This is a genomic window from Ehrlichia muris subsp. eauclairensis, assembly GCF_051097115.1.
GTDB lineage: Bacteria > Pseudomonadota > Alphaproteobacteria > Rickettsiales > Anaplasmataceae > Ehrlichia > Ehrlichia muris.
The window spans coordinates 1,034,512-1,055,327 of the sequence record NZ_CP118226.1 but is presented as its reverse complement, the minus strand read 5'-3'; the positions used below and the strand labels follow the sequence as shown (position 1 = coordinate 1,055,327).

At 31.1% G+C, this 20,816-nt stretch carries 16 protein-coding genes and 1 tRNA gene; 3 read left to right on the top strand and 14 right to left on the bottom strand.

The annotated features are described in order from the left end of the window. Nucleotides 1-196: 196 nt before the first annotated feature. Nucleotides 197-1,033: a YgfZ/GcvT domain-containing protein gene (locus tag PVA18_RS04205; RefSeq protein ID WP_045804952.1), complete on the top strand. Its 837-nt coding sequence runs from the start codon at nucleotides 197-199 to the stop codon at nucleotides 1,031-1,033. 533 nt (nucleotides 1,034-1,566) lie between these two features. Here PVA18_RS04205 and purF read toward each other — a convergent pair. The 11 genes from purF to PVA18_RS04150 all read right to left on the bottom strand — a co-directional run bounded on the left by purF (nucleotide 1,567) and on the right by PVA18_RS04150 (nucleotide 14,532). After that, complete coding sequence (gene purF, locus PVA18_RS04200) at nucleotides 1,567-2,955, bottom strand: amidophosphoribosyltransferase (RefSeq protein ID WP_045804951.1); 1,389 nt, start codon at nucleotides 2,953-2,955, stop codon at nucleotides 1,567-1,569. 228 nt (nucleotides 2,956-3,183) lie between these two features. Continuing rightward, entirely contained in the window at nucleotides 3,184-3,765 is a 582-nt protein-coding gene (gene pth, locus PVA18_RS04195) for an aminoacyl-tRNA hydrolase (RefSeq protein ID WP_045804950.1), read from the bottom strand. Between the two features lie 17 nt (nucleotides 3,766-3,782). Further along, nucleotides 3,783-4,415 carry a 50S ribosomal protein L25/general stress protein Ctc gene (locus PVA18_RS04190; RefSeq protein WP_045804949.1) on the bottom strand — a complete coding sequence of 211 codons (633 nt, stop codon included), beginning with the start codon at nucleotides 4,413-4,415 and terminating at the stop codon, nucleotides 3,783-3,785. Between the two features lie 770 nt (nucleotides 4,416-5,185). After that, nucleotides 5,186-5,878: a ComF family protein gene (locus PVA18_RS04185; protein WP_045804948.1), complete on the bottom strand. Its 693-nt coding sequence runs from the start codon at nucleotides 5,876-5,878 to the stop codon at nucleotides 5,186-5,188. A gap of 4 nt (nucleotides 5,879-5,882) precedes the next feature. Then, nucleotides 5,883-7,028, bottom strand: coding sequence for a succinyl-diaminopimelate desuccinylase (gene dapE / locus PVA18_RS04180; RefSeq protein WP_045804947.1), 1,146 nt, complete (start codon nucleotides 7,026-7,028; stop codon nucleotides 5,883-5,885). Nucleotides 7,029-7,595: 567 nt separating this feature from the next. Beyond that, nucleotides 7,596-9,302 (bottom strand): cation:proton antiporter domain-containing protein, encoded by a 1,707-nt coding sequence (locus PVA18_RS04175; protein WP_045804946.1) that lies wholly within the window; start codon nucleotides 9,300-9,302, stop codon nucleotides 7,596-7,598. A 16-nt stretch (nucleotides 9,303-9,318) separates the two neighbouring features. After that, nucleotides 9,319-9,900: a thioredoxin family protein gene (locus PVA18_RS04170; protein WP_045804945.1), complete on the bottom strand. Its 582-nt coding sequence runs from the start codon at nucleotides 9,898-9,900 to the stop codon at nucleotides 9,319-9,321. 102 nt (nucleotides 9,901-10,002) lie between these two features. Continuing rightward, the gene (locus PVA18_RS04165) at nucleotides 10,003-10,437 is read right to left on the bottom strand and encodes a CopD family protein (RefSeq protein WP_045804944.1); all 435 of its coding nucleotides are present in this window, start codon (nucleotides 10,435-10,437) and stop codon (nucleotides 10,003-10,005) included. A gap of 556 nt (nucleotides 10,438-10,993) precedes the next feature. Continuing rightward, complete coding sequence (locus tag PVA18_RS04160) at nucleotides 10,994-11,992, bottom strand: pyruvate dehydrogenase complex E1 component subunit beta (protein ID WP_045804943.1); 999 nt, start codon at nucleotides 11,990-11,992, stop codon at nucleotides 10,994-10,996. A 493-nt stretch (nucleotides 11,993-12,485) separates the two neighbouring features. Then, nucleotides 12,486-14,417 (bottom strand): hypothetical protein, encoded by a 1,932-nt coding sequence (locus tag PVA18_RS04155; protein ID WP_045805039.1) that lies wholly within the window; start codon nucleotides 14,415-14,417, stop codon nucleotides 12,486-12,488. 32 nt (nucleotides 14,418-14,449) lie between these two features. Beyond that, nucleotides 14,450-14,532, bottom strand: a tRNA-Leu gene (locus PVA18_RS04150). A 62-nt stretch (nucleotides 14,533-14,594) separates the two neighbouring features. On the opposite strand from PVA18_RS04150, the gene tldD reads away from it, so the two are divergent. After that, nucleotides 14,595-16,028, top strand: coding sequence for a metalloprotease TldD (gene tldD, locus PVA18_RS04145; protein ID WP_045804942.1), 1,434 nt, complete (start codon nucleotides 14,595-14,597; stop codon nucleotides 16,026-16,028). A 557-nt stretch (nucleotides 16,029-16,585) separates the two neighbouring features. Here tldD and ychF read toward each other — a convergent pair. The 3 genes from ychF to PVA18_RS04130 form a co-directional block, all read right to left on the bottom strand. Next, nucleotides 16,586-17,674, bottom strand: a complete 1,089-nt coding sequence (gene ychF / locus PVA18_RS04140) for a redox-regulated ATPase YchF (RefSeq protein WP_045804941.1) — start codon at nucleotides 17,672-17,674, stop codon at nucleotides 16,586-16,588. 298 nt (nucleotides 17,675-17,972) lie between these two features. Continuing rightward, entirely contained in the window at nucleotides 17,973-18,500 is a 528-nt protein-coding gene (gene ispF / locus PVA18_RS04135) for a 2-C-methyl-D-erythritol 2,4-cyclodiphosphate synthase (RefSeq protein ID WP_045804940.1), read from the bottom strand. A 73-nt stretch (nucleotides 18,501-18,573) separates the two neighbouring features. Next, on the bottom strand, nucleotides 18,574-19,299 hold the full coding sequence (locus tag PVA18_RS04130; RefSeq protein WP_045804939.1) for an IspD/TarI family cytidylyltransferase: 726 nt from the start codon (nucleotides 19,297-19,299) through the stop codon (nucleotides 18,574-18,576). A gap of 259 nt (nucleotides 19,300-19,558) precedes the next feature. Between PVA18_RS04130 and PVA18_RS04125 the strand changes: the two genes are divergently transcribed. Continuing rightward, the gene (locus PVA18_RS04125; protein WP_156135906.1) at nucleotides 19,559-20,812 is read left to right on the top strand and encodes a hypothetical protein; all 1,254 of its coding nucleotides are present in this window, start codon (nucleotides 19,559-19,561) and stop codon (nucleotides 20,810-20,812) included. The last annotated feature ends 4 nt before the right edge of the window (nucleotides 20,813-20,816 follow it).

The following is a 20,816-nucleotide window of genomic DNA, read 5'->3' as shown; positions in this document are numbered from 1 at the left end:
ATAAAGCAGATAACAAGCTGTTTTATATGTAGTAATAGTATATAGCATAATAAGAACAGTTTTATTTGAATCAAGAATAATATTATGTGAACAGGTATGTATTAAGTTTTAATGATAACACAAATTAATAATTGCATGGTTACTTTTTATAGACAGAATAAGATTAAAAGTTTAAGTAATAAAGGTATGGAGGAATATGACCAAATTTATAATTTTGCCTAATAGAAGTGTTATAGTCTTCCATGGTATGGCTGCTAAGCAACTACTAAATCAAACTACAACGAATAACATTTTAAATCTGAGTCATAATAAAGCTATCTATTCTCTGCTTTTAAACTCTAGTGGTAGATATATGTATGATTTCTTTGTTGTTCAATACGGAAAATATGTATTGTTAGATTGCTGTAGTACACAGAAGGAAGAAATTATACAAAGGTTTTTGTTATATAAATTACAGTTAAAAATAACAATTAAGGAAAAAAAACACTATAAAGTTGGGGTGTTTATTGGGGAGCATCATGATAAAAGTGAATGTGGATATACTTATTGTGAAAGTGATGCTGTATTCTTTCAGGATCCTAGATTATCTAAACTAGGCTTGCGTGTAATATTCGATGAGTCTAATGAAATGTTTAGTGACGTAAAATATAGCGTTGGGAAATATGAAGATTATGAACTATTAAGGATTAGTAATACTGTGCCAGATTGTAGTAAGGATATGATAAAAGGTACTTCATTTCCTTTGCAGTTTAGGATGGGACAGTTGAATGCAATTGATTTCAATAAGGGTTGTTATATAGGACAAGAAACGGTAGCACGTATGTATCGTGCTGGAATAAAGAAAAATATATATACTGTAATTTCTGAGCATGAATCTTTTTGTGATACAAAAGTTATGTGTGATCAACAGGAAATAGGGAAATTATTATCTAATGTTGGTAATGTAGGGTTATGTTTATTGGATGTTAATTCAAGAAATGACCTGTGTAATTTAGAGATTGGTGGGGTTAAAGTGAAGGTGCTGCTTGGTTAACATGGTTTTTTATTATATTCTGCTTTTTGTAAATTACTTTTGTAGAGTGTATAACTATAGTGTTTTTATCAGTTAGCGAAAGTGCTGTTAGTTACTTTTACTATAAAGGTTAGCTAATTTTAAGATAAAATTGTTTTATTGCAAAAATTGTGTATGTTTACAAATATTCTTGAATATTTGGGCTAAATTGTTTTCATATTCTACTCTGAACTAACGTAACTTCTTATCAAATTTCTTTGTTGTAGGACACTTTGATAGAGTGTGTAACTTTAGTATCTTTATGAATTGATGAAATAAATGAGTTGCTCTTAATTATAGGCAGGCTCGCTGGTTTTGAAATAAGATTTGTAATTGTTCTGCTATAAGGGTTATGTGTATGTATAGAAATATCCTTTATTTCTTGGGTATTCCTATGGGCCTAGGTTATTTTCATTTCATAAGGAAGTAACTTACTAAATAGAGAATTATTATAATAAGTTTTATGACAATATACTTTTACTATTGAAATGTACTTTTACTGTAGTAAGAGCCCGCTATTCCATTTTTCCTATAGGGTAATCTCCAGTAAAACAAGCATCACAATATTGAGGTATGGTATTATTACGTTTTGTATTGCATATTGCCTTATACAGACCGTCTATACTTAGAAAGTATAGGCTATCGCAGCCAAGTGTGTCTTTAATTTCTGATTGCGACAACCTATTAGCTATTAATTTTGATTCTTCTGGAGTATCTATTCCGTAAAAACAAGAGTTTACGGTTGGTGGACTAGAGATCCTTAAATGTATTTGTTTAACCCCTGCTTTATGTAGTAATGTTATTATGCTTTTTAATGTTGTGCCTCTAACAAGGCTATCATCTATTAGGATTATTATTTTGTCTTTTAAAATAGAAGAATTAGCATTATGTTTTAGCTTTACTCCCATGCTACGAATGTAGTCATTAGGTTGGATAAAAGTTCTGCCTATGTAATGATTTCTAATTATTCCAAATTCAAAAGGTATTTTTGTGTATTCTGCAAATCCTAATGCAGCTGGTACTCCAGAGTCTGGTACTGGTACTATCATATGTGTATCTTTCGGAACAGGATATTCTGTTGCTAGTTCTTTGCCTATGTTTTTGCGTATTTCATATATAGACTTGTTACCTATTATACTATCTGGTCGTGCGAAATATACATATTCGAAAATACAAAAACTTGATTTTTGTTTTTTAAATGGGAAAGAACTTGTTAAGGAGTTGTTTTGGTCAATTGTAATGAATTCCCCTGGTAATATATCTCTTACAAATTGTGCTCCAGCTATATCTAAAGAGCAAGTTTCTGAAGCTACAATGTATGAATTGTCTAGTATACCTAGTACTAGCGGTCTAATGCCAGCTGGATCACGACAACATATTATGGTGCCATTTATTAATATTATTAGAGAATATGCTCCTTTGATAGTCTTTAACGCATCGATGATGTTGTTTAATAAAGTATCTTGTGTATTAATAGCAATTAGGTGTGCAATTACTTCTGTATCAATATCTGATGAAAATATACAACCTCTTTCAGTAAGGAGTTTTCTTATCTGTACTGCATTGGTAAGGTTACCATTATGAGCTATTGCTAATTTTCCAAATTTACAATCTAAAGTTATTGGTTGAACACCGATTTTACTCCCACTTGTGGAATAACGTATATGTCCAATTGCAGTTTTTCCTAATAGAGAATCTATTTTTGACTGTTGATTAAATATGCTGTTAACTTGTTTATTCGAATAGTGACAATAAAGCTTGTTGTTTTCTGATGTGACTATGCCAAATGATTCTTGTCCTCTATGTTGGAGTGCATGTAATCCTAAAATGCAATTGATAGCGGCGTGATTGTTATTTTGTATGGCAAATACTCCGCATTCTTCGTATATTTCGTTAAATTGCATGGTTAGTAAAAAATAGAACTTATTAGCTTATATTCTAGCACAGAAATACAGAAATTTTAATAAATTATTGTTGTAGTTATAGTATGGTAGTGTAAGTAATAGAATTTGTGTGATATAAGAGTATTTTATAGTATTAAATATGTTTTTAGCTATACAATTGAAAGCAAGGTAAAAAGATGTTTATTATGTTATGTGAATACTAATAGAAAATCATAATATTAAAATGTATTATGTTGAAATGTCTTCGTATTTTGGAAGATTTTTGAATTTATCCATAAATGTTAGGTGATTGTTTTCTAAAAGTAGTGTAATGTGTTCTGCTATATAGGATATAGTATTGCTTACGGCATTAAGATTATGAAAGCGAGATAAAACATAGCATGATAAGCCCATCTTTTGTCTAGGATGTCCAATGCCAAATCTTACTCTCCAATAATCTTTACCGAGTAAGCTGTCGATTGATTTCAGGCCATTGTGTCCAGCATTACCACCATTTTTTTTTACTCTTATAGTACAAAAGTCTATTTCTACTTCATCGTGAAGAATTATTATATTATTTAGTGGAATCTTATATAAACTAACTATGCTTAGAATAGGAGCTCCTGAGTTATTCATAAATGCCCAAGGTTTTACAAGAATAACTTTATGTGATCCAATATTACCAATTGATATTAGCACCTCATTTTTTTCTCTAAAATCTGGGAAATGAAATTGTTTTGCCACTGCGTCTACAATCATAAACCCAACGTTGTGGCGAGTTAGCTCATACTTTTTGCCGGGATTACCTAACCCAGCTAACAAGTGAAACATCAGGACCTTAACACAGATTAATGTTCTGATGATGGAGCAGTAGGTGTAGATTCCTGATTGCTTTCACCTTCTTTTTCCATACTTGTGCTAGAAATTGTTACTATTGCTGGATTGTGTTCCTTCATTACAACGTTTACTTCTGGAGGAAGATTTAAATCACTTACATGTATAGAGTGTCCTGCAGTTAAATCAGATAAGTCTATTTCTATATTTTGTAGTATAGCGTTGGGAGAACACTTTATAGATAAAGTGCGATGTAATATATTTAATACCCCACCTCTCTTGATACCTACACATTTTTGTTCATTTGTAAATATTAAAGGTACTTCTATTTTTATTTCTGTACTATAATCAATAAATTGAAAATCTACATGTTGTATTCTATCAGTTACTGGATGTTTTTGTACATCACGCATTAGTACATATTCTTTTTTATTATCTATTTCAAGTTCAATCAGATGTGTTGACAGTGCAGCAGACCTGTACTTACTTAAAAATTCTCTGCCGGATAAAGATATACTTAGAGATTCACGACCTTTACCATATATCACTGCTGGTATTTCTCCGCTGAGTCTTAGTGCGCGCGAAGGACCTGTACCTACATTTTCCCTTAAGCTTGCATCAATTTTAACTATACCTTGATCTGTCATTAAAAAATCCTTTTGAAAATTTTTTTGATTTAATACCTCTGAGTCTTATATTCTTACCATATTAGGATGATATTGCAATATAAAAATTACTATATTGTCTTATTAGATATTTGAATTTCTAATAAATGTCTTTTTATTTTATACCGATTAGTCGGGAGGTATAAGGTTTTTTGGATTAAATGTATTTGCGATTTTAGTAAGTGCTGCGGAAATAGCATTATGTAGTTTGTATATGATGCAAGGTCAATCATTTGAGTATTTGAATAATGAGGTATAGAGCGAGTAAGATTATAATATGAAGTAGCATCATGTAGTTTATATATAGTATAGGATGAATAAGATGAATTTTGTGTATAATTAAGTACTGAAGTAACATATTTTTGTATATGTAAACTGAGATTTTATTAGTGATGTGTATAGGTTTGTGCTTATGAGTACTAAAAGCTTATACTTAATGTATCAGTTCAAGGTTTTTTACAGCTTGTTGATGTGTATGATAATTTCTATGTGCAATATGTGAACGAATATAATATGGAAAATATATTCAATTGTGTGTCTGGATTTTGATTATGAAAATAGAAATTTATACTTGGATTGTAACCCGAAGTTTTCTGTGTATTATTAATTTAAATAACGACTTACGTGATTAGTACTAAATAATGCGATTCCTATAATGCGCAAGATAAAGTAATGTAAGCCAAATTTAATATGGTAAGATAAAGTGTTTTAATTCTTTTCTATGGGGATATAGAGTCATATCTTAGAAATTGTTATAGTGTCCTAGCTAATGTAATAGCTCTAACTTCTTTTGCGCCTGATTCTAGAAGTTTATGTGTACAAACTCTAGCTGTTATTCCAGTTGTAATTACATCATCAATAAGTAGTATAATCTTGTTATTAATTAGATGTTGATTTTGTACTATAAAGGATTTTGTAATGTTTTTTTCTCTCATTTTACTAGATAGACTATATTGTGGTATTGTATCTACAATTCTTTTTAATGCGAAAATTTCTAAAGGTATATTACAATGGTTACTTAAGGCTTTTGCAAGAAGTGTAGCTTGATTATATTTTCTTTGTCGTAGCCTTTTTTTATGTATGGGGACAGGTATTATAGTGGTGACGTTGTTAAATAAGTCTGGATTTTTATTGTACATCCACTTTCCATAGGTTTTTACATGTAATGTGTTGTCAGAGAATTTCAGGTTTAAAATCATGTTTTTACTATACTTATTATATGCGAATACGGATTCTAATTTTGTAAATCTTGGTGGATTAGTTATACACTTTCCACATATTGATACCTCATCTGGTAAACTGCATCCACATGCGATGCAATAGTTACCAGATAAAAAGTCTATGTTATCTTTGCATGTGTTGCATAAGTCATAATCATCAGGAATTACATATTCACAATTTGCACATGTATTAGGAAAAATTGTATTTAAGATCTTACTTAGCATCTAGTTATTGAGATAGATTAAAAAACTGTTTTATGAATTCTTCATATATGTTAGTAAGCTTATTTATGTCATCTACAGATGTATTTTCATTTATTTTATGTGCAGTGTCATTTTTTAATCCTAATTCAATTACAGGACAGAAATCTTTTATAAATCTTGCATCCGAGGTTCCCCCAGATGTACTTATTACTGTGTTTTCTCCAGTTACTTTCTTTATAGCTGTAGATAACATATCAGAATATTTATCTGGATAATTGATGAATGGTTCTCCAGATACTGATGTAAACAGTTGGTATTTTTGTGTTGTTTCGGCACAAATATTATTAATTATATTAAATATTGAATCGGAAGTGTGAATGTTATTGTATCTAATGTTGAGGTGAGCAGTAATTGTCTCTGGAATAACGTTACCTGCTGGATTACCGACGTCAACTGATGTAATTTCACAATTTGAAGGTTGAAAATATTCATTCCCATTGTCAAGGACTGTATTGTTTATTTTATATAAAATATCGATCATGCTATTTACTGGATTTTCTGCAAAATGTGGATAAGCAACATGTCCTTGTATTCCATTGCACACTATCTTGAAATTGATTGATCCTCTACGACCTATTTTTATAGTGTCTCCGACAAATGATTGACTAGTAGGTTCTCCAACCAAACAATAATCAATTTTTTTGTGATTATCAGTTAACCATTTTAATATTGCAGGTGTTCCATAATCACAATATTTCCCTTCTTCATCACCAGAAATCATGAGACTAATAGACCCATGTACTTGATTAAAATCCAATCTTGATATTGCTGCTATAAAGGCACATATGGCAGATTTCATATCAACAGCTCCACGTCCATAGATGATATTATCTTCTATATGTCCAGAAAAAGGATCAAATTTCCATTTTTCTAGGTCTCCTGTTGGTACTACATCTGTATGTCCTGCAAAACATAGATTTGGTGACTCAGTTCCTAGTTGTGCATATAAATTACGTACTTGTATTTCGTCATTTCCAAAAGTTAAAACATGACATATAAACCCGTACTGCGATAACGTGTTTGATAAAAAATCTATAGCACCATTATCTGTGGGAGTAATACTAGGAAAAGATATTAATGTTTGAGATAATGTTACTGGGTCAATGATCATGAATAAACCTATGCGATGAAGTGGTGCTCATTATACCTTGTTATAGTCAATTTTCAATACTTACATTGTAATGTGTTTGTGGTCCATAATACTTGATATGTTGCTATAGTTTTGTATGTAATTTATTCTTGAGTCAGAAATAATTGTTAAGTGATTCCATGTGGATTGGGTGGTCTATGTGATGAGATTATAGTGAATTCATTAATATGGTATAGTTTTAGTATGCTATTTTGTCTGTAATAGTCTATGATTTACTTTTTGTGTTAAATACTAATTGTTGTGATATTGTTTGTATAGTTAAAGATTGATATTTGTTGATATTAAAAATGCCTAATATTCTGTGAAATAAATGCTTTATTTTGACATAATAGTATTTATATAAAGGTTCTATAATATCTTATGATTATGATATTGTCTATGTAAAATATTTATAAAAAAGATACCAGAAAAATTATGACTTTGGATTTCAAAATTAAATAGTTATTTCTGATTGCAAATTATTCTTTATACTAAACTTATCAGGTAGAATAAGGCTATCATTATTTCAATAATTAAGCTGGAAATAGGTTATTCATCTTCTTTATTTTTCACGGCATCATAGTTTACCATTCTAAACCTATCTTTTAACAAGGAAATGGCATGACTGCTAAATCCATTATTGCTTAATGCTACAGCCCCTAACTGTAATCCTACTTCATAAGTTTCGGGAATTAAATAGTGGGCTCCAAGCTCTTTGTATATTTCAACATTGCTTAAATCAGGTAATCTTACAATGATTATTATGTGTGGGAAATTCTTTGCAACTAGGGAAATAATCTTTTTTATAGTAACTTCATTGTTAATGGCTATGATTATCATCCGAGCCCGTGATATTGCCATAGACTGTAAAGTATTTAATTTTGTTAAATCTCCAAGATATACAGGGAATCCTTCATCTATTCCATCTTTAACAATTTTGGGTTGAATATCAGATGCAATGTAACTTACATGTTCAGCAACTAGTACTTTTGCAACCATACGTCCCACTCTTCCGAAACCTACTACTATGACATGTTGATCAAGATCTTTTGTATCTAAAGTAAGCTCTTGAAAATTTAAAGATATTTTCTTTTTAGTGATTAATTTTGATATCCAGTCTCCTAATGTTGCTAACAATGGGGTGAAAGCCATGGTTACTGTTGTAATCATCATAAGGGTTTGTGCTAGATCATTGGACAGTACGTTTTTCTCTGCTGCAAGACCAAATAAAATGAAAGCAAATTCTCCGCCTTGAGATAACAACAACCCAGCTTGTAGGGCTGCTGCTAGTTGAAATCTGAAGAATCTGCATAACATAAAGATTATAAAAGACTTGAGTGCTATTAGAGATATAGAGGCTAATGTTATTATAGGTAGTTTATTCAGTACAAACTTGATATCAATTGACATTCCTACTGTCATAAAAAATAATCCTAATAATAGCCTTTTGAATGGCAGAACAACTTGTTCTACATCATGTCTATACTCAGTTTCTGCAACGAGGAGCCCTGAGACAAATGCTCCTAATGCCATTGATAAATTAAAATTCTCTGTGATAAAAGCTGCACCTAAAACGATCAATAATGTTGTTGCAATGAAAATCTCATTGCTTTTCATTGCTGCAATAGTATTAAATAAAGGCCTGAGTAATAATCTTCCTGTGATAAAGATTAGAGTGAGAGCAATTGCTGCTTTTATGAAAGAATATAATAATGATACAGGTATACTATGATGTGATTCTCCTGTTAATAATGGTAATAACACAATTAATGGGACAACTGCAAAGTCTTGTAGTAATAACACGGCTATTGACAATCTACCAACTTGGGTTGATTGATATCCCTTTTCTTGTAGTACTTGTAACACTATTGCTGTTGAGGAAAGGGCTAAAGCACCTCCTATTATAATAGACCCTTTGGAATCTACTCCGAACTTGTTTGAAATGTACCATATTGCTAGTGCTGTGACTATAACTTGTAGAGTCCCAAAACCAAATACATGCAATCGCATGGCAATTAATCTTTCAAATGTGAGCTCAATCCCTATTAAAAATAACAAAAAAACTACTCCAAACTCTCCAAGATTCTGTATGATTACAGATGATTCTACTAGATTTAGGCCGTGTGATCCTATGAGAGTACCTGCAACAAAGTATCCTAATACAGGACTAATATTCAATTTCCAGAACAGAACAACTATTACTATAGCTGCTGAAAGGAGAGTAATTATGTCTAGTAAGTACTTAGAATCATGCATAGAAATCTCTTAAAAATTAGGTGACAAACTTATAATCTTGAGACTTCCATTTTATGGAACAACCAATACTTGGTTTTTGATTTTCAGGTGATTTACCTGTCTGTGCAATGAATTTCATAGCATTGAATAGGTCTCTATCTTCTTGCTTACTATTCACTTGGTTTCTTCCTGAAGCATCAAATCTTCCTCTATAACACAACTCTAATTTGTTGTTGAATCCGAAAAAATCAGGCGTGCATACAGCACCATAACTTCTTGCAATTACTTGGTTTTCATCTATTAAATATGGGAAATCAATACCATGTTCTTGAGCAAAGTTGATCATGTTTTCGTATGAATCCTCTGGATAAGTGGTAGTATCATTTGGCATAATTGCTACACTATAGATATTATAATTATTTTTTAACACATTAACGTCATACACTAAATTGCTTATTATTGCCTTAACGTAAGGACAGTGATTACATATAAACATTATCAGTAGCCCACTACCTTTATGACAGCTACCCAAGTTATATAGATTGCCATCTATAGATTTTAATAAGAAGTCCCTTGCGATGAATTTTTTATTCACTGGAGGGGTATTGAGCGCTACCATAAACTACATCCCAAACTATAAATAACAGAGACTTGCATCCTGCTTTAATTGTAGAATACAATCTTTTAAAGTCAAATTTAATTATATTGATTTTGATTAAAATTACATAAAGGGTTTTACTACAACCATAATTACGATAACCATTATTAACAAAGTAATTAATTCATTAAGACACTTGAAGTATAGTGAAGATTTAGTGTTATTTTTTGCGACAAAGTCTCTTCTATGCTTAAATAACATAATGTGTATTATACACATTAGTATGACACATGTTACTTTTATCTTGAACCATAAGAAATAATATGCTTCTGTAATTAAGGATAAAATTGTACCAAGAACTATACTAGAGATCATAGCTGGGTTAATTATGTAGAATAGTAACCTTTTCTCCATGGTGTTAAGTAAATCATAGCTATCAGAATGTAGGGTAACTTGAGCATGATATACATATAATCTAGGTAGATATAACATACCAGCCATCCAGGTAATAATTGATATTATATGAAATGCTTCAATCCAGTGTTCGTAATCTATCATTATGAGAACCAGTATATGAAAACTCTTTTAAGTATGCATTATATGTTATCTTTTCCAGAATACAATTAGAATATTTATAATAGATATGTAAGTTTTTATCTTATTTTATAAGACCGTGACTTTTTAAGTAAATATATATGTAGGGACTATGCTTTGTAAAAGTGACTTTTAAATACTTAATTACTCCAATTTATAGTTGAGATTTGTAGGTAAGGATATATTGTTTGATTCTAGTATCTATGGCATGCAGTTTTTTATGTTATTGAAACATGAATAATATTTAATGTAAAAATATTTTAAAAATTTATTACATAAAAATGGGAAGAGATTTGAGTTGTCTAGAGTTTAGTAAGTCTTCAAAATATGATTTATTGTGGATTAATAAAATTCTTAACTCTTAACTTGTTATATAAAAATACCATAAATTATAGTAGTATAGACTTGTAAAATAAGGTACATTCTTTAAATAGGATAACTCTTAGATTTAATTGTAAAAACAAAAGAACCTAAAATAATTAGAAATAGGGAAGAAGTGATACTTTGGTAGCTATAATATTTATCGATAATTACGAATACATAAAGTACGTGCTGCTTCTAGTATGTCTTCAATTTGTGGTAATGCTAATTTTTCAAGGTTTGTAGCATAAGGCAATGGAACATCTTTTCCAGTTATTCTTATCATTGGAGCATCTAAATCGTCAAAGGCGTGTTCCATGATTAATGCAGCTATTTCAGACCCTATCCCTGAATATGGCCAACCTTCTTCTATGCTAATAACTCTATTTGTTTTTTTTATAGAGCGTAATATTGTTTTTGTGTCAAGAGGACGTAAAGTTCTTAGGTCTATGACCTCCGCATTTATACCTTCTTTTTCTAAAAGTTCTGCTGCTTCTAGTGCAAGTTTAACTTGTAGAGAAAATGCTGTTATTGTAATATCAGTGCCTTTCTTAACTATAGCAGCTTTACCAATTTCAATTATATAATCGGGTGTTAATACCTCATCTGATACTTCATGCTCATGCCCATATGCGATCTCATTTTCAAGGAATATGACAGGATTTAAATCTCTTATAGCAGCCTTTAATAAACCTTTGCAATCTGCTGCGAAATATGGAGATATTACTTTCAATCCTGGAATATGTGCATACCATGAAGCATAACATTGAGAGTGTTGTGCTCCTACTCTTGCAGCTGCGCCATTAGGACCTCTAAATACAATAGGGCAATTCAATTGTCCTCCAGACATGTAACTGGTTTTAGCTGCTGAGTTGATAATTTGATCTATTGCTTGCATAGCAAAGTTAAAAGTCATGAATTCCACGATAGGTTTTAATCCGGCAAATGCAGCGCCTACTCCTATTCCAGTAAACCCGTGTTCAGTGATTGGAGTATCTATGACGCGGTCAGATCCAAATTGGTTAAGTAATCCTTGAGTTACTTTGTATGCACCTTGATATTCCCCTACTTCTTCTCCCATGATGAATACTGTATGGTCACGTTCCATTTCTTCACGTATTGCTTCACATAATGCTTCTCGTACAGTTAAAATTTTCATAATTTAGCAATCTTGATAACAGTCTTGGATAATTATATGTAAAAAAGCACATATGCAAACACAATATTGTTAGCCTGTATGTATTTATTTAAGAAAAATAGACAAACAAGACGAATAGTGGCATGTATATGAATGCATGTCCTTACATTAGATAAATAATTTGCTATTACTTATAAATTCAATTTTTGTAGTGTGAATATTAATTGTGTAACTTTAATTTATTTAATGTTGTGGCAGTATATTTGTATAATATAAAATATGAAGTTTGCTATGTTATTTGTACTACAATCAGGGCTGAATGCATAAAAAAATTATATTAAAGTAGGAGAAATAACGTTGACGTTCATTTAAGTAATGCATATGAAGGTTAACGTATATTAGTTATATACATTTAAGATGTACTTAATAAAGTTGTAATAGTAAAAAAATTAAAAATTACATAATTTAAGAACGTCGTTTATGTATACAGATAAATTAACATATTATAAGGTTACTATACCTTATTTATTGCGGTGTTTTGTTGAATATTAGTAGTGCTTTCTGTAAGGTTATTGGGGACTTTGATATAATAGTATGATATAATTCCTATAAGTACTATCATACCAAGACACAAAATACCTGATATCACTACCTGATTAATTTTTGTTATGTCTGTATAATTTGCAAAAAACTTATTACTAAGTGCATAGTATACTAGAATGCTAGATATTGTGAATATACTAATGCCTATAAAAGCAAAAATCATATTTTTCTTATAGTGATTATGTATTGATTTGTTTGTTTGTGAAGGTTCTGTAGCTTTTCTCAATGTAGGTGTGCCTTGTTGTTCTGTTCTTGTATAATGACTTGTTTGGGTGGTGAAAGGTCCACGTTTCTTTTGTGGACTTGATTCTATAGTTGAGGAAGAGGCTCTTGTTATTGGTGTTATAGAGCGTGAAGTAGAAGGTTCTGTCTGATTAGGTGTTTCAGTTGTGGAATCTGGTAATATATGTATTGCTTTTTCTTTTGATCTGATTGCTTGGTTTATTTCTGATGGTTGTTTGTCAATATCATCACGACGTATTGTTGGTTTTGTATCCTGTGTGGATTCATCTTGTGTATCAATAATCTGAGAAGTTTGTATGCTTGGTAGAGTGCTTTTTAATATACTCTGGCTAGGAGTTATGTGTAAGTATATGTTGTATTTACTAAGTACTTGCTCAGTTTGTTTGTCAGTACGTTTTTTGAACAGCATTTGCGATAAAAAATTCTGCTGAGGTAGACTACATATATCAAATAACATCTTCTGGAGATTAGTATCAGGATGAAGATCTGAAAAGTGGCACTTTTTGAGGGGAGATGCTGTCGTTGGATTACTCGCAAATTCAGCGTCTGTCTCTTCTTTTAATAAAAGTTCTATTGATAGCATCAAGTCTTGTGCTTCACATAAATTACTGAAAAGTTTGATATAGCTGCGTACTTGTTTACAAAACTCTTCTTGTGTGTACTGATTAAATATTACTTCATAAATTGCTGTGTTGCTGTTTGTTGGGGATTGCTTATGATATTTTAAGGGACATTCTTGCAGGTTAGGTAGTGCATTTAATTTTTGATGATTTATCTGATATATTGAACCGAAATTAGGCTCATCGTATTGAATATTGCATAAATATTTAATGAATGGTGTAGATGATGTGATCGGTTTTATGTTGGATGTTATTAGGCATGCTGATATTGAAGCATTCGATGTTCTACTTTGTGGATTCTTAATATGAATTACAGCTAATTTAAGGTCTGTTGGTTGATTTCCAGGAAATATATTAGTTATTGGGGATGTGTAGTACAAGTTTAGAATAGAATGAAGTTGTGATGTATCCTTTATGATAGGCAAGTTAGTAGTTAGATGATAGTTTAATTTTTCTAGGTTAAATGCTATATTGAATGTAGCACTGAAAGATAATCTAAATGGGTTCGTCAAGTTTATTATGGAATGGTGCCTTAATTGATCCGCTATAATATTGTGGATAACAGATTTTAATGGCGTTACAGTCGTTATTGCATCAAAGGAAATTTGTGATAAAATCTTGTCTGGGTTTATTGTAATACTTCTTGTTGTATTGTTGGTGTGTATTTTAAAACTTAATAATTTTTTTGTTACTGGTGTTTCCTCCGCAGGTGAATTTGAGTGGTATGGGAAAATAAAGTTTGCTACAATATAAAATTGTAAAAAATTGCATAAAACTTGACAGATGGGATCTACTATGATGGGTTTGTGTTCTCCTATATGTTCTAATGTGTAGGATATTTCTAGAGATTCTTCTGATACTTCGTGTAAGATGCTGTGTGAAAATCCTGGAAGAATTGATCTTCCTAAACTTGTGATGACATTACTAACTTCTTGGTTGATAAAACTAGATTTTTGTTGTGTTTCTGTGGGTGTAAACATATGACCTAATAATAGATTATAGAAAAAATAAGTGCCCGAAAGAAGAGTCGAACTTCCACAATATAAAAATTACTAGCACCTGAAGCTAGCGCGTCTACCGTTCCGCCATTCGGGCATATAGTAGTTGATTTATTAACAATTGTACTATAGTATGTTGATTTTATCAAATTAAATCGTATGGTTGTAGATATATCTAAAATAGAACAGATACTTCTTGCTCATAATCAAGTTAATGAGAGTACTATAAATCACATTGTTAGTGATTGTTTATGTGTAGCAGATGGTGGGGAATTGTTTCTGGAAATGTGTGTGTCAGAAGCTCTTGGCTTTGAAAATGGAATTCTAAAATATGCAGATTTTAATTCACATCAGGGATTTGGTTTAAGATCGTTTTGTAAAGAATTGACCGCTTTTGTTTGTTCTTCTGAAATTACTGAGCAAGAAATAGTAAATGCTGCAGCTTTAGTAAAATCTATTAACAATAGTAATAATGGTGGAGTTATACATTTAAACAAAACAAAACCTCTACTATATCCTGACACCAACCCTTTACAAGATATGGCTTTTGATCTTAAAGTAAAACTTCTACGGCAAGTTGATGATTACTTGCATAGTAAAAGTCCATATGTAAAGCAGGTGAAAAGTTCTCTTAGTGGACAATGGCAAGTAGTTTATGTTATTTTGCCTAATGGTAACAAAGTTTATGATGTTAGGCCACTTGTAAGATTTAATGTGTCTGTTATCTTGGAAAAAAATGGCAGGAAAGAAAGTGGTTCTTCAGGTCATGGTGGTAGAGCTTCCTATGAGGAATTTATTGGTGACGGTAAATGGCAAATAGTTGCTGATGAAGCATTACGTCAAGCGTTAGTTAATTTAGAATCAGTTCCTACTCCTGCTGGTGAAATGACAGTGGTTTTGGGTCCCGGATGGCCAGGGGTGTTATTACATGAAGCTGTGGGTCATGGATTAGAAGGGGATTTTAATAGGAAACAAGTTTCTGCTTTCTCACATTCTATAGGTAAAAAAGTAGCCGCAAAGGGCGTGACTGTTGTTGATGATGGTACAATACCAGGGCGCAGAGGTTCTATTAATATAGATGATGAAGGTGTTCCATCAAGATACAATGTATTAATCCAGGATGGAATATTAGTGAGTTATATGCAAGATAAAATGAATGCTAACCTTATGGGTACTACTTCTACTGGAAATGGGCGTAGGCAAAGTTATCAAGATGTTGTGATGCCACGAATGACAAATACATATATGTTGCCTGGGAATTATTGTCCAGAAGAAATAATTGCAAGTGTTAAAAAAGGTATATATGCAGTTCACTTTTCTGGAGGACAGGTAGATATCACATCTGGAAAATTTGTCTTTTCAGCTTCTGAGGGTTATTTGATAGAAGATGGTAAAGTTACATATCCTGTCAAAGGTGCTACAATTATAGGTAATGGTCCTGATGTGTTAACAAAAGTGTCGATGATTGGAAATGACTTGAAACTTGATTCTGGGATTGGCACTTGTTCTAAAGATGGACAAGATATACCTGTTGGGGTAGGACAGCCAACTCTTAAAATAGATAGTATTGTTGTTGGTGGGACAGAAATCTAATTTTGGAAATTTATGAATCTGTTAAAAAATTACAGCTATGTGAGTTTGTATAATATTGAAGGTTGTATTATTAGTATGTTATATTGTGAAAGGCAAGTTTTTGTATTTTTCAGTATTTAAAATAACCTGATGTAGTTGATTTTTATTATTAAATAGTTGGTGATGGAAATTTTTAATATGAAGATATATATGAAATTATAGTTGTTGTGTTTAAATATATAACTCTGTTTAATCAGTTATGATTTTATCACAAGTAGTAGTTCTTACGGATATGTATAGTATATAGAAATGCTTTCATTGTATCCAAGTGCCAGCAAATAGATCATAGCTAGATATGACTAATTTATGTGATTAAAATTGTAGGGTATTTTTGTTGTTTGTAATGTAGGATTGTGTGCATGTTAATAATTCAGCAATAGAGTAGAAATTGTGTATATGAATGTGATAATGTTATGAATAAGTAATATAAGATTACATAAAACACCTAATCAAATAATGAGAATATAGTAAAAACCGTGTACATTACTAGCAATAATATTAAGGAGATAGAATAATGTTTATTTATTGTGTCTAAAGTGTATTATATCCCCATCTTGTACTACATAGTCTCTTCCTTCAAACCTGACCTTACCAGCCTCTTTACATTTTGCCTCTCCATTATATTTTATGTAGTCATTAAAACTAATGAGTTCTGCTTTTATAAATCCTTTTTCAAAATCAGTATGTATTACACCTGCAGCAGTACTAGCGGTAGAAAATCTTTTTATTGGCCAAGCGCGTGCTTCCTGTGGTCCCAAGGTAAAAAATGTGATCATGTCTAAGAGATCATACATTGTTTTGACTACAGATGTTGTACCGGATTCTTGTAAGTTAAATTCGGCTAGAAAAATTTGTTTTTCCTCCTCTGTTTCTAAGCTTGATACATCTGCCTCTAATTTTGCTGATATACAACAAAATTTATTGTGTTTTTTTTCTGCCATAAGCCTTACTTTTTCTGACAAAGCATTACCACTGGTAACGTTGGATTCTTCTACATTGCATACGTACATCATAGGTTTTGTTGTAATAAGTTGTAACTGTTTTAAATTATCGCCTAGATGTGTTGCACTTTTTGCTAAATTTCCAGCTTCTAAGATACTTAGTACTTCTAATATACTGTCTAACTTTTTTCTTGGTTCTTTATTACCTTTCACGGCCTTTTCCATTGCAGGTAAACGACGTTTTAAACTTTCAATATCAGCTAGAATTAACTCCATTTCTACAATCTCTGCGTCACTTATTGGATCTACAATTTGATTAACATGACTAATGTTTTGATCACCAAAACACCGTAGTACATGAATAATAGCATCTACCTCCCTTATATGACTTAAGAATTTATTTCCTAGCCCTTCACCCTGACTTGCTCCACTGACTAATCCAGCAATATCAACGCATTCTACTTGATTATATATGATTTTCTTAGAGGATGCTATTTTTGCTAATGTCTTTAGTCTGTGATCTTGTACTATTGCTTTGCCTACGTTTGGTTCTATTGTGCAGAATGGATAATTTGCAACCTCTGCTATCATAGTTTGTGTCAGTGCGTTAAATAAAGTTGATTTGCCTACATTAGGTAGTCCAACAATACCACAGTTTAATCCCATAATAATAATCAATAATCGTAAATTAAGATTGTATCATTAATTCCTTACTTGTGGTACTCATAAATTATGACAAGAAAATGTTTGTTAATATTTTTATACTGCATTTGTTGTAATTTGAAAAAGGGAAAGAACTATAGGATTGTTTGCATTGTAGGTTACAGCATGTTTATGCTTTTAAGTATCAACTTTTATAGATTTTTATTTATATATGAGAGGATATGAACCCTATAAGTTCTGGTTAGTATGTTACATATCGAATATAAAGTTATCAGTTTTATTTATACTGATAAAAATAATGCTATCGCTGGCTTTGTAAACAACATAGAACTACGGCTTGAGCAGCTACTCCTTCTTCTCTGCCAAGAAAGCCTAGTTTTTCTGTAGTTGTTGCTTTAATGTTAATGCATGATGGATCTGTCTTTATAAGCAATGCAATATGTTCTTGCATTTCTAATGCATAAGGCATAATTTTTGGCTGTTCACATATGATAGTTATGTCAGCATTTGAAATAGAATATCCTTTTTCTTGTGCTTTTCTTTGTGCTTCTATTAAAAAGTAGTCGGATTTGATATTTTTCCATTTATTATCTGTGTTTGGAAAGTGCTGACCTATACTTCCGCATCCCATTGCTCCTAGTATCGCATCTGTTAAGGCATGTAGTCCTACATCTCCATCTGAATGAGATATGATCTTCTTATGAAAATTGATTTTTATGCCGCATATTGTAATAAATGTATTGATGTTGTTATGGGAGGTATTGTCAAATTTGTGTACATCATACCCTATTCCAACCTTAAACATTGGCTTATTTATGTGTTGATCCATATAGAGAGTTCTATTTCAGTTAAAAATGAACTGGTATTCATTATACTGTATTTTGGCAAAGATGAATACGTTGTTATTTTAGAGTATTGTTCTTGTCATGATTTATATATTCTCTATACAAGATTGCTCTATGTAAATCTTCTATGGTTGTAATTTTAAAGTTGTTATAATCTCCTTCAGTCGTCATTATTGGAATGTTGTAATTTATCATGAGAGATGATTCATCTGGGAATTCTCTGTTAGGTTCAGTATTGTGTGCAATTCTATGATATAGTAATATATCGTTATATTTATATGCTTGGGGTGTTTGAACTGATTTTATGGTATTCCTATCTATGTTTTTGATAACAGTATTATCTTCATGTATCATGTGAATAGTATCGGTTATTGAGAGCACTGGGACAACTCCTGAATACTGCATGAGTATTGATTCCATTTTATCTAGCATTTTTAAATCCGCAAAAGGACGGCATGCGTCATGTATTATAACAAAGCGTGGATTGATGCTTTGAAGACTCTCTAATCCAATACGCACAGAGTCTTGCCTTCTTTTTCCTCCATAGACAGGTGGTAATAATTTGTTATTTTGTATTTTTTGTAAGCAGCTATTATATAGGTATTGATGATTCTTCCTAATGACTACTCTTACGTGACTAATCTTAGGATGTGAGATCATGTGATTGATTGTACTGGAAAGTATGTTGTCATTACCTATTGGATAATACTGTTTAGGAGTAGTACCTAACCTAAACCTATTGCCGTAACCAGCTGCAACAATTAACAGTATGAACTTATGCATATACTCAATGCTTTTTTATATGGTGTTTATAAACTCTCTTTCAAGATCATTTATTTTAGATAATATTATTATAATTACACAACATGAATGTTGTATAATTGAATTTATTTTATTAACATATATAAATATAATTCTTTACAGAGATTAATAATTAATCTATATTAAATAATATTTTAATTGTTATATCATCGCACACTTAAATATATTAATCATTTATAATCTTGAGTTATAAATTGTATAGTAGATGGGGATACTTACCGTGATTTCTAATAGACTCTTTAATACAGGGAAGTCTGTAGTTTCAGATAGTGGTAAAAAGTCATTAACAAGGCGATTATTTTTACTAAATTCTTGTATAAATGTTGTACTTGTAATTCAGATGTTGTCTTTGATGATATTATTTGATGTTGCGTGTTTACAAAAAAAGCCTCTATATGTTGTTTTAATTATGGTAATTTTAACAGCTATACCTTCTATTGCATTGATATGTTTATTCTATGGTAGGTATGTGGTAAGTAAAAAGAATGAAGTAAAGTTTAAAGCAATACCTGAAAATGTTGAGTCTCTTGCATCTTTACTTCAAAGATATAAATCGTGTAGGAATTTATTCAATGCTACAAATTACTTGGAGAAAAAAAATAAATTGGAATCCATAAAACAAGAAGATTTATTTACTAGTAATGGTGTTGATAATGTAAATAGTCTTCAAGTTAAGATTGAGAGAGGACTACAAAACTTGATAAAACGTTGTAGAGACAGAATACCTCAGATATATAGCGAATTGGAAAATATGGATATGTCTAGAATCACTGAACTAGCTGTACCCAATTCTAGTTTTTTTACTAAACATGATAAGATATTAAAGGGTTTATTGGAAGCAGGTAAGTTAATAAGTGAAAAGGAAAATGAAATTAATATTCTGTCAAAGAGCTATTGTGAACGAATATTACCTATAATAGCAAGTGTTATTGAAAGTGTGAAATTATATGAACCTTGTTCTCGAGAAAATAGCATAGTGTCTTTTTTCTATAAGGATAGGGATAAAAAGGAAGAGTTAAAGGCTGCTTTGATTAATGCTGAGACTATGTTTCAGAAGTTGATCAAACAAGAAATTGGCTATCCTACATTTGCGGTATTATATAATATTGTATGGTGCATAGAGTCTTTTATACTATATGTGCAACAAAAAGATATGGGAGTTAGCCGCCGACGAATACAGAAATTTGTGAAGAGTGTTACTTCTCATAGTCGTAATGTAGCTAATCAAGAGAATAATGGAACTTTGCTTGAAAAAAATATTTCGGAAAAGGATACGACACTTGTTGCACAGTTGTTCCAATTACAAGATGTAATGTTAAGACTGTGTATTGTGCAACTGGATAAACCATGTAGTGTTTTTACCACACCTTGTATAGATTATGATATTGCTGGTAATGTAGTTACATCTGATCCTGCTGTACAATGGTTGCAAAATGCATCAGTTTATGATTTAATAACCAGAACATGGTTATAATGTT

What these genes read in the sequence shown, in the direction of transcription:
- PVA18_RS04165 (WP_045804944.1), bottom strand. Translation starts at nt 10,437, where the DNA reads ATGATAGATTACGAACACTGGATTGAAGCATTTCATATAATATCAATT.
- PVA18_RS04155 (WP_045805039.1), bottom strand. Translation starts at nt 14,417, where the DNA reads ATGTTTACACCCACAGAAACACAACAAAAATCTAGTTTTATCAACCAA.
- PVA18_RS04190 (WP_045804949.1), bottom strand. Translation starts at nt 4,415, where the DNA reads ATGACAGATCAAGGTATAGTTAAAATTGATGCAAGCTTAAGGGAAAAT.
- PVA18_RS04160 (WP_045804943.1), bottom strand. Translation starts at nt 11,992, where the DNA reads ATGAAAATTTTAACTGTACGAGAAGCATTATGTGAAGCAATACGTGAA.
- PVA18_RS04170 (WP_045804945.1), bottom strand. Translation starts at nt 9,900, where the DNA reads ATGGTAGCGCTCAATACCCCTCCAGTGAATAAAAAATTCATCGCAAGG.
- PVA18_RS04130 (WP_045804939.1), bottom strand. Translation starts at nt 19,299, where the DNA reads ATGCATAAGTTCATACTGTTAATTGTTGCAGCTGGTTACGGCAATAGG.
- ispF (WP_045804940.1), bottom strand. Translation starts at nt 18,500, where the DNA reads ATGGATCAACACATAAATAAGCCAATGTTTAAGGTTGGAATAGGGTAT.
- PVA18_RS04175 (WP_045804946.1), bottom strand. Translation starts at nt 9,302, where the DNA reads ATGCATGATTCTAAGTACTTACTAGACATAATTACTCTCCTTTCAGCA.
- dapE (WP_045804947.1), bottom strand. Translation starts at nt 7,028, where the DNA reads ATGATCATTGACCCAGTAACATTATCTCAAACATTAATATCTTTTCCT.
- PVA18_RS04205 (WP_045804952.1), top strand. Translation starts at nt 197, where the DNA reads ATGACCAAATTTATAATTTTGCCTAATAGAAGTGTTATAGTCTTCCAT.
- ychF (WP_045804941.1), bottom strand. Translation starts at nt 17,674, where the DNA reads ATGGGATTAAACTGTGGTATTGTTGGACTACCTAATGTAGGCAAATCA.
- tldD (WP_045804942.1), top strand. Translation starts at nt 14,595, where the DNA reads ATGGTTGTAGATATATCTAAAATAGAACAGATACTTCTTGCTCATAAT.
- PVA18_RS04185 (WP_045804948.1), bottom strand. Translation starts at nt 5,878, where the DNA reads ATGCTAAGTAAGATCTTAAATACAATTTTTCCTAATACATGTGCAAAT.
- pth (WP_045804950.1), bottom strand. Translation starts at nt 3,765, where the DNA reads ATGTTTCACTTGTTAGCTGGGTTAGGTAATCCCGGCAAAAAGTATGAG.
- purF (WP_045804951.1), bottom strand. Translation starts at nt 2,955, where the DNA reads ATGCAATTTAACGAAATATACGAAGAATGCGGAGTATTTGCCATACAA.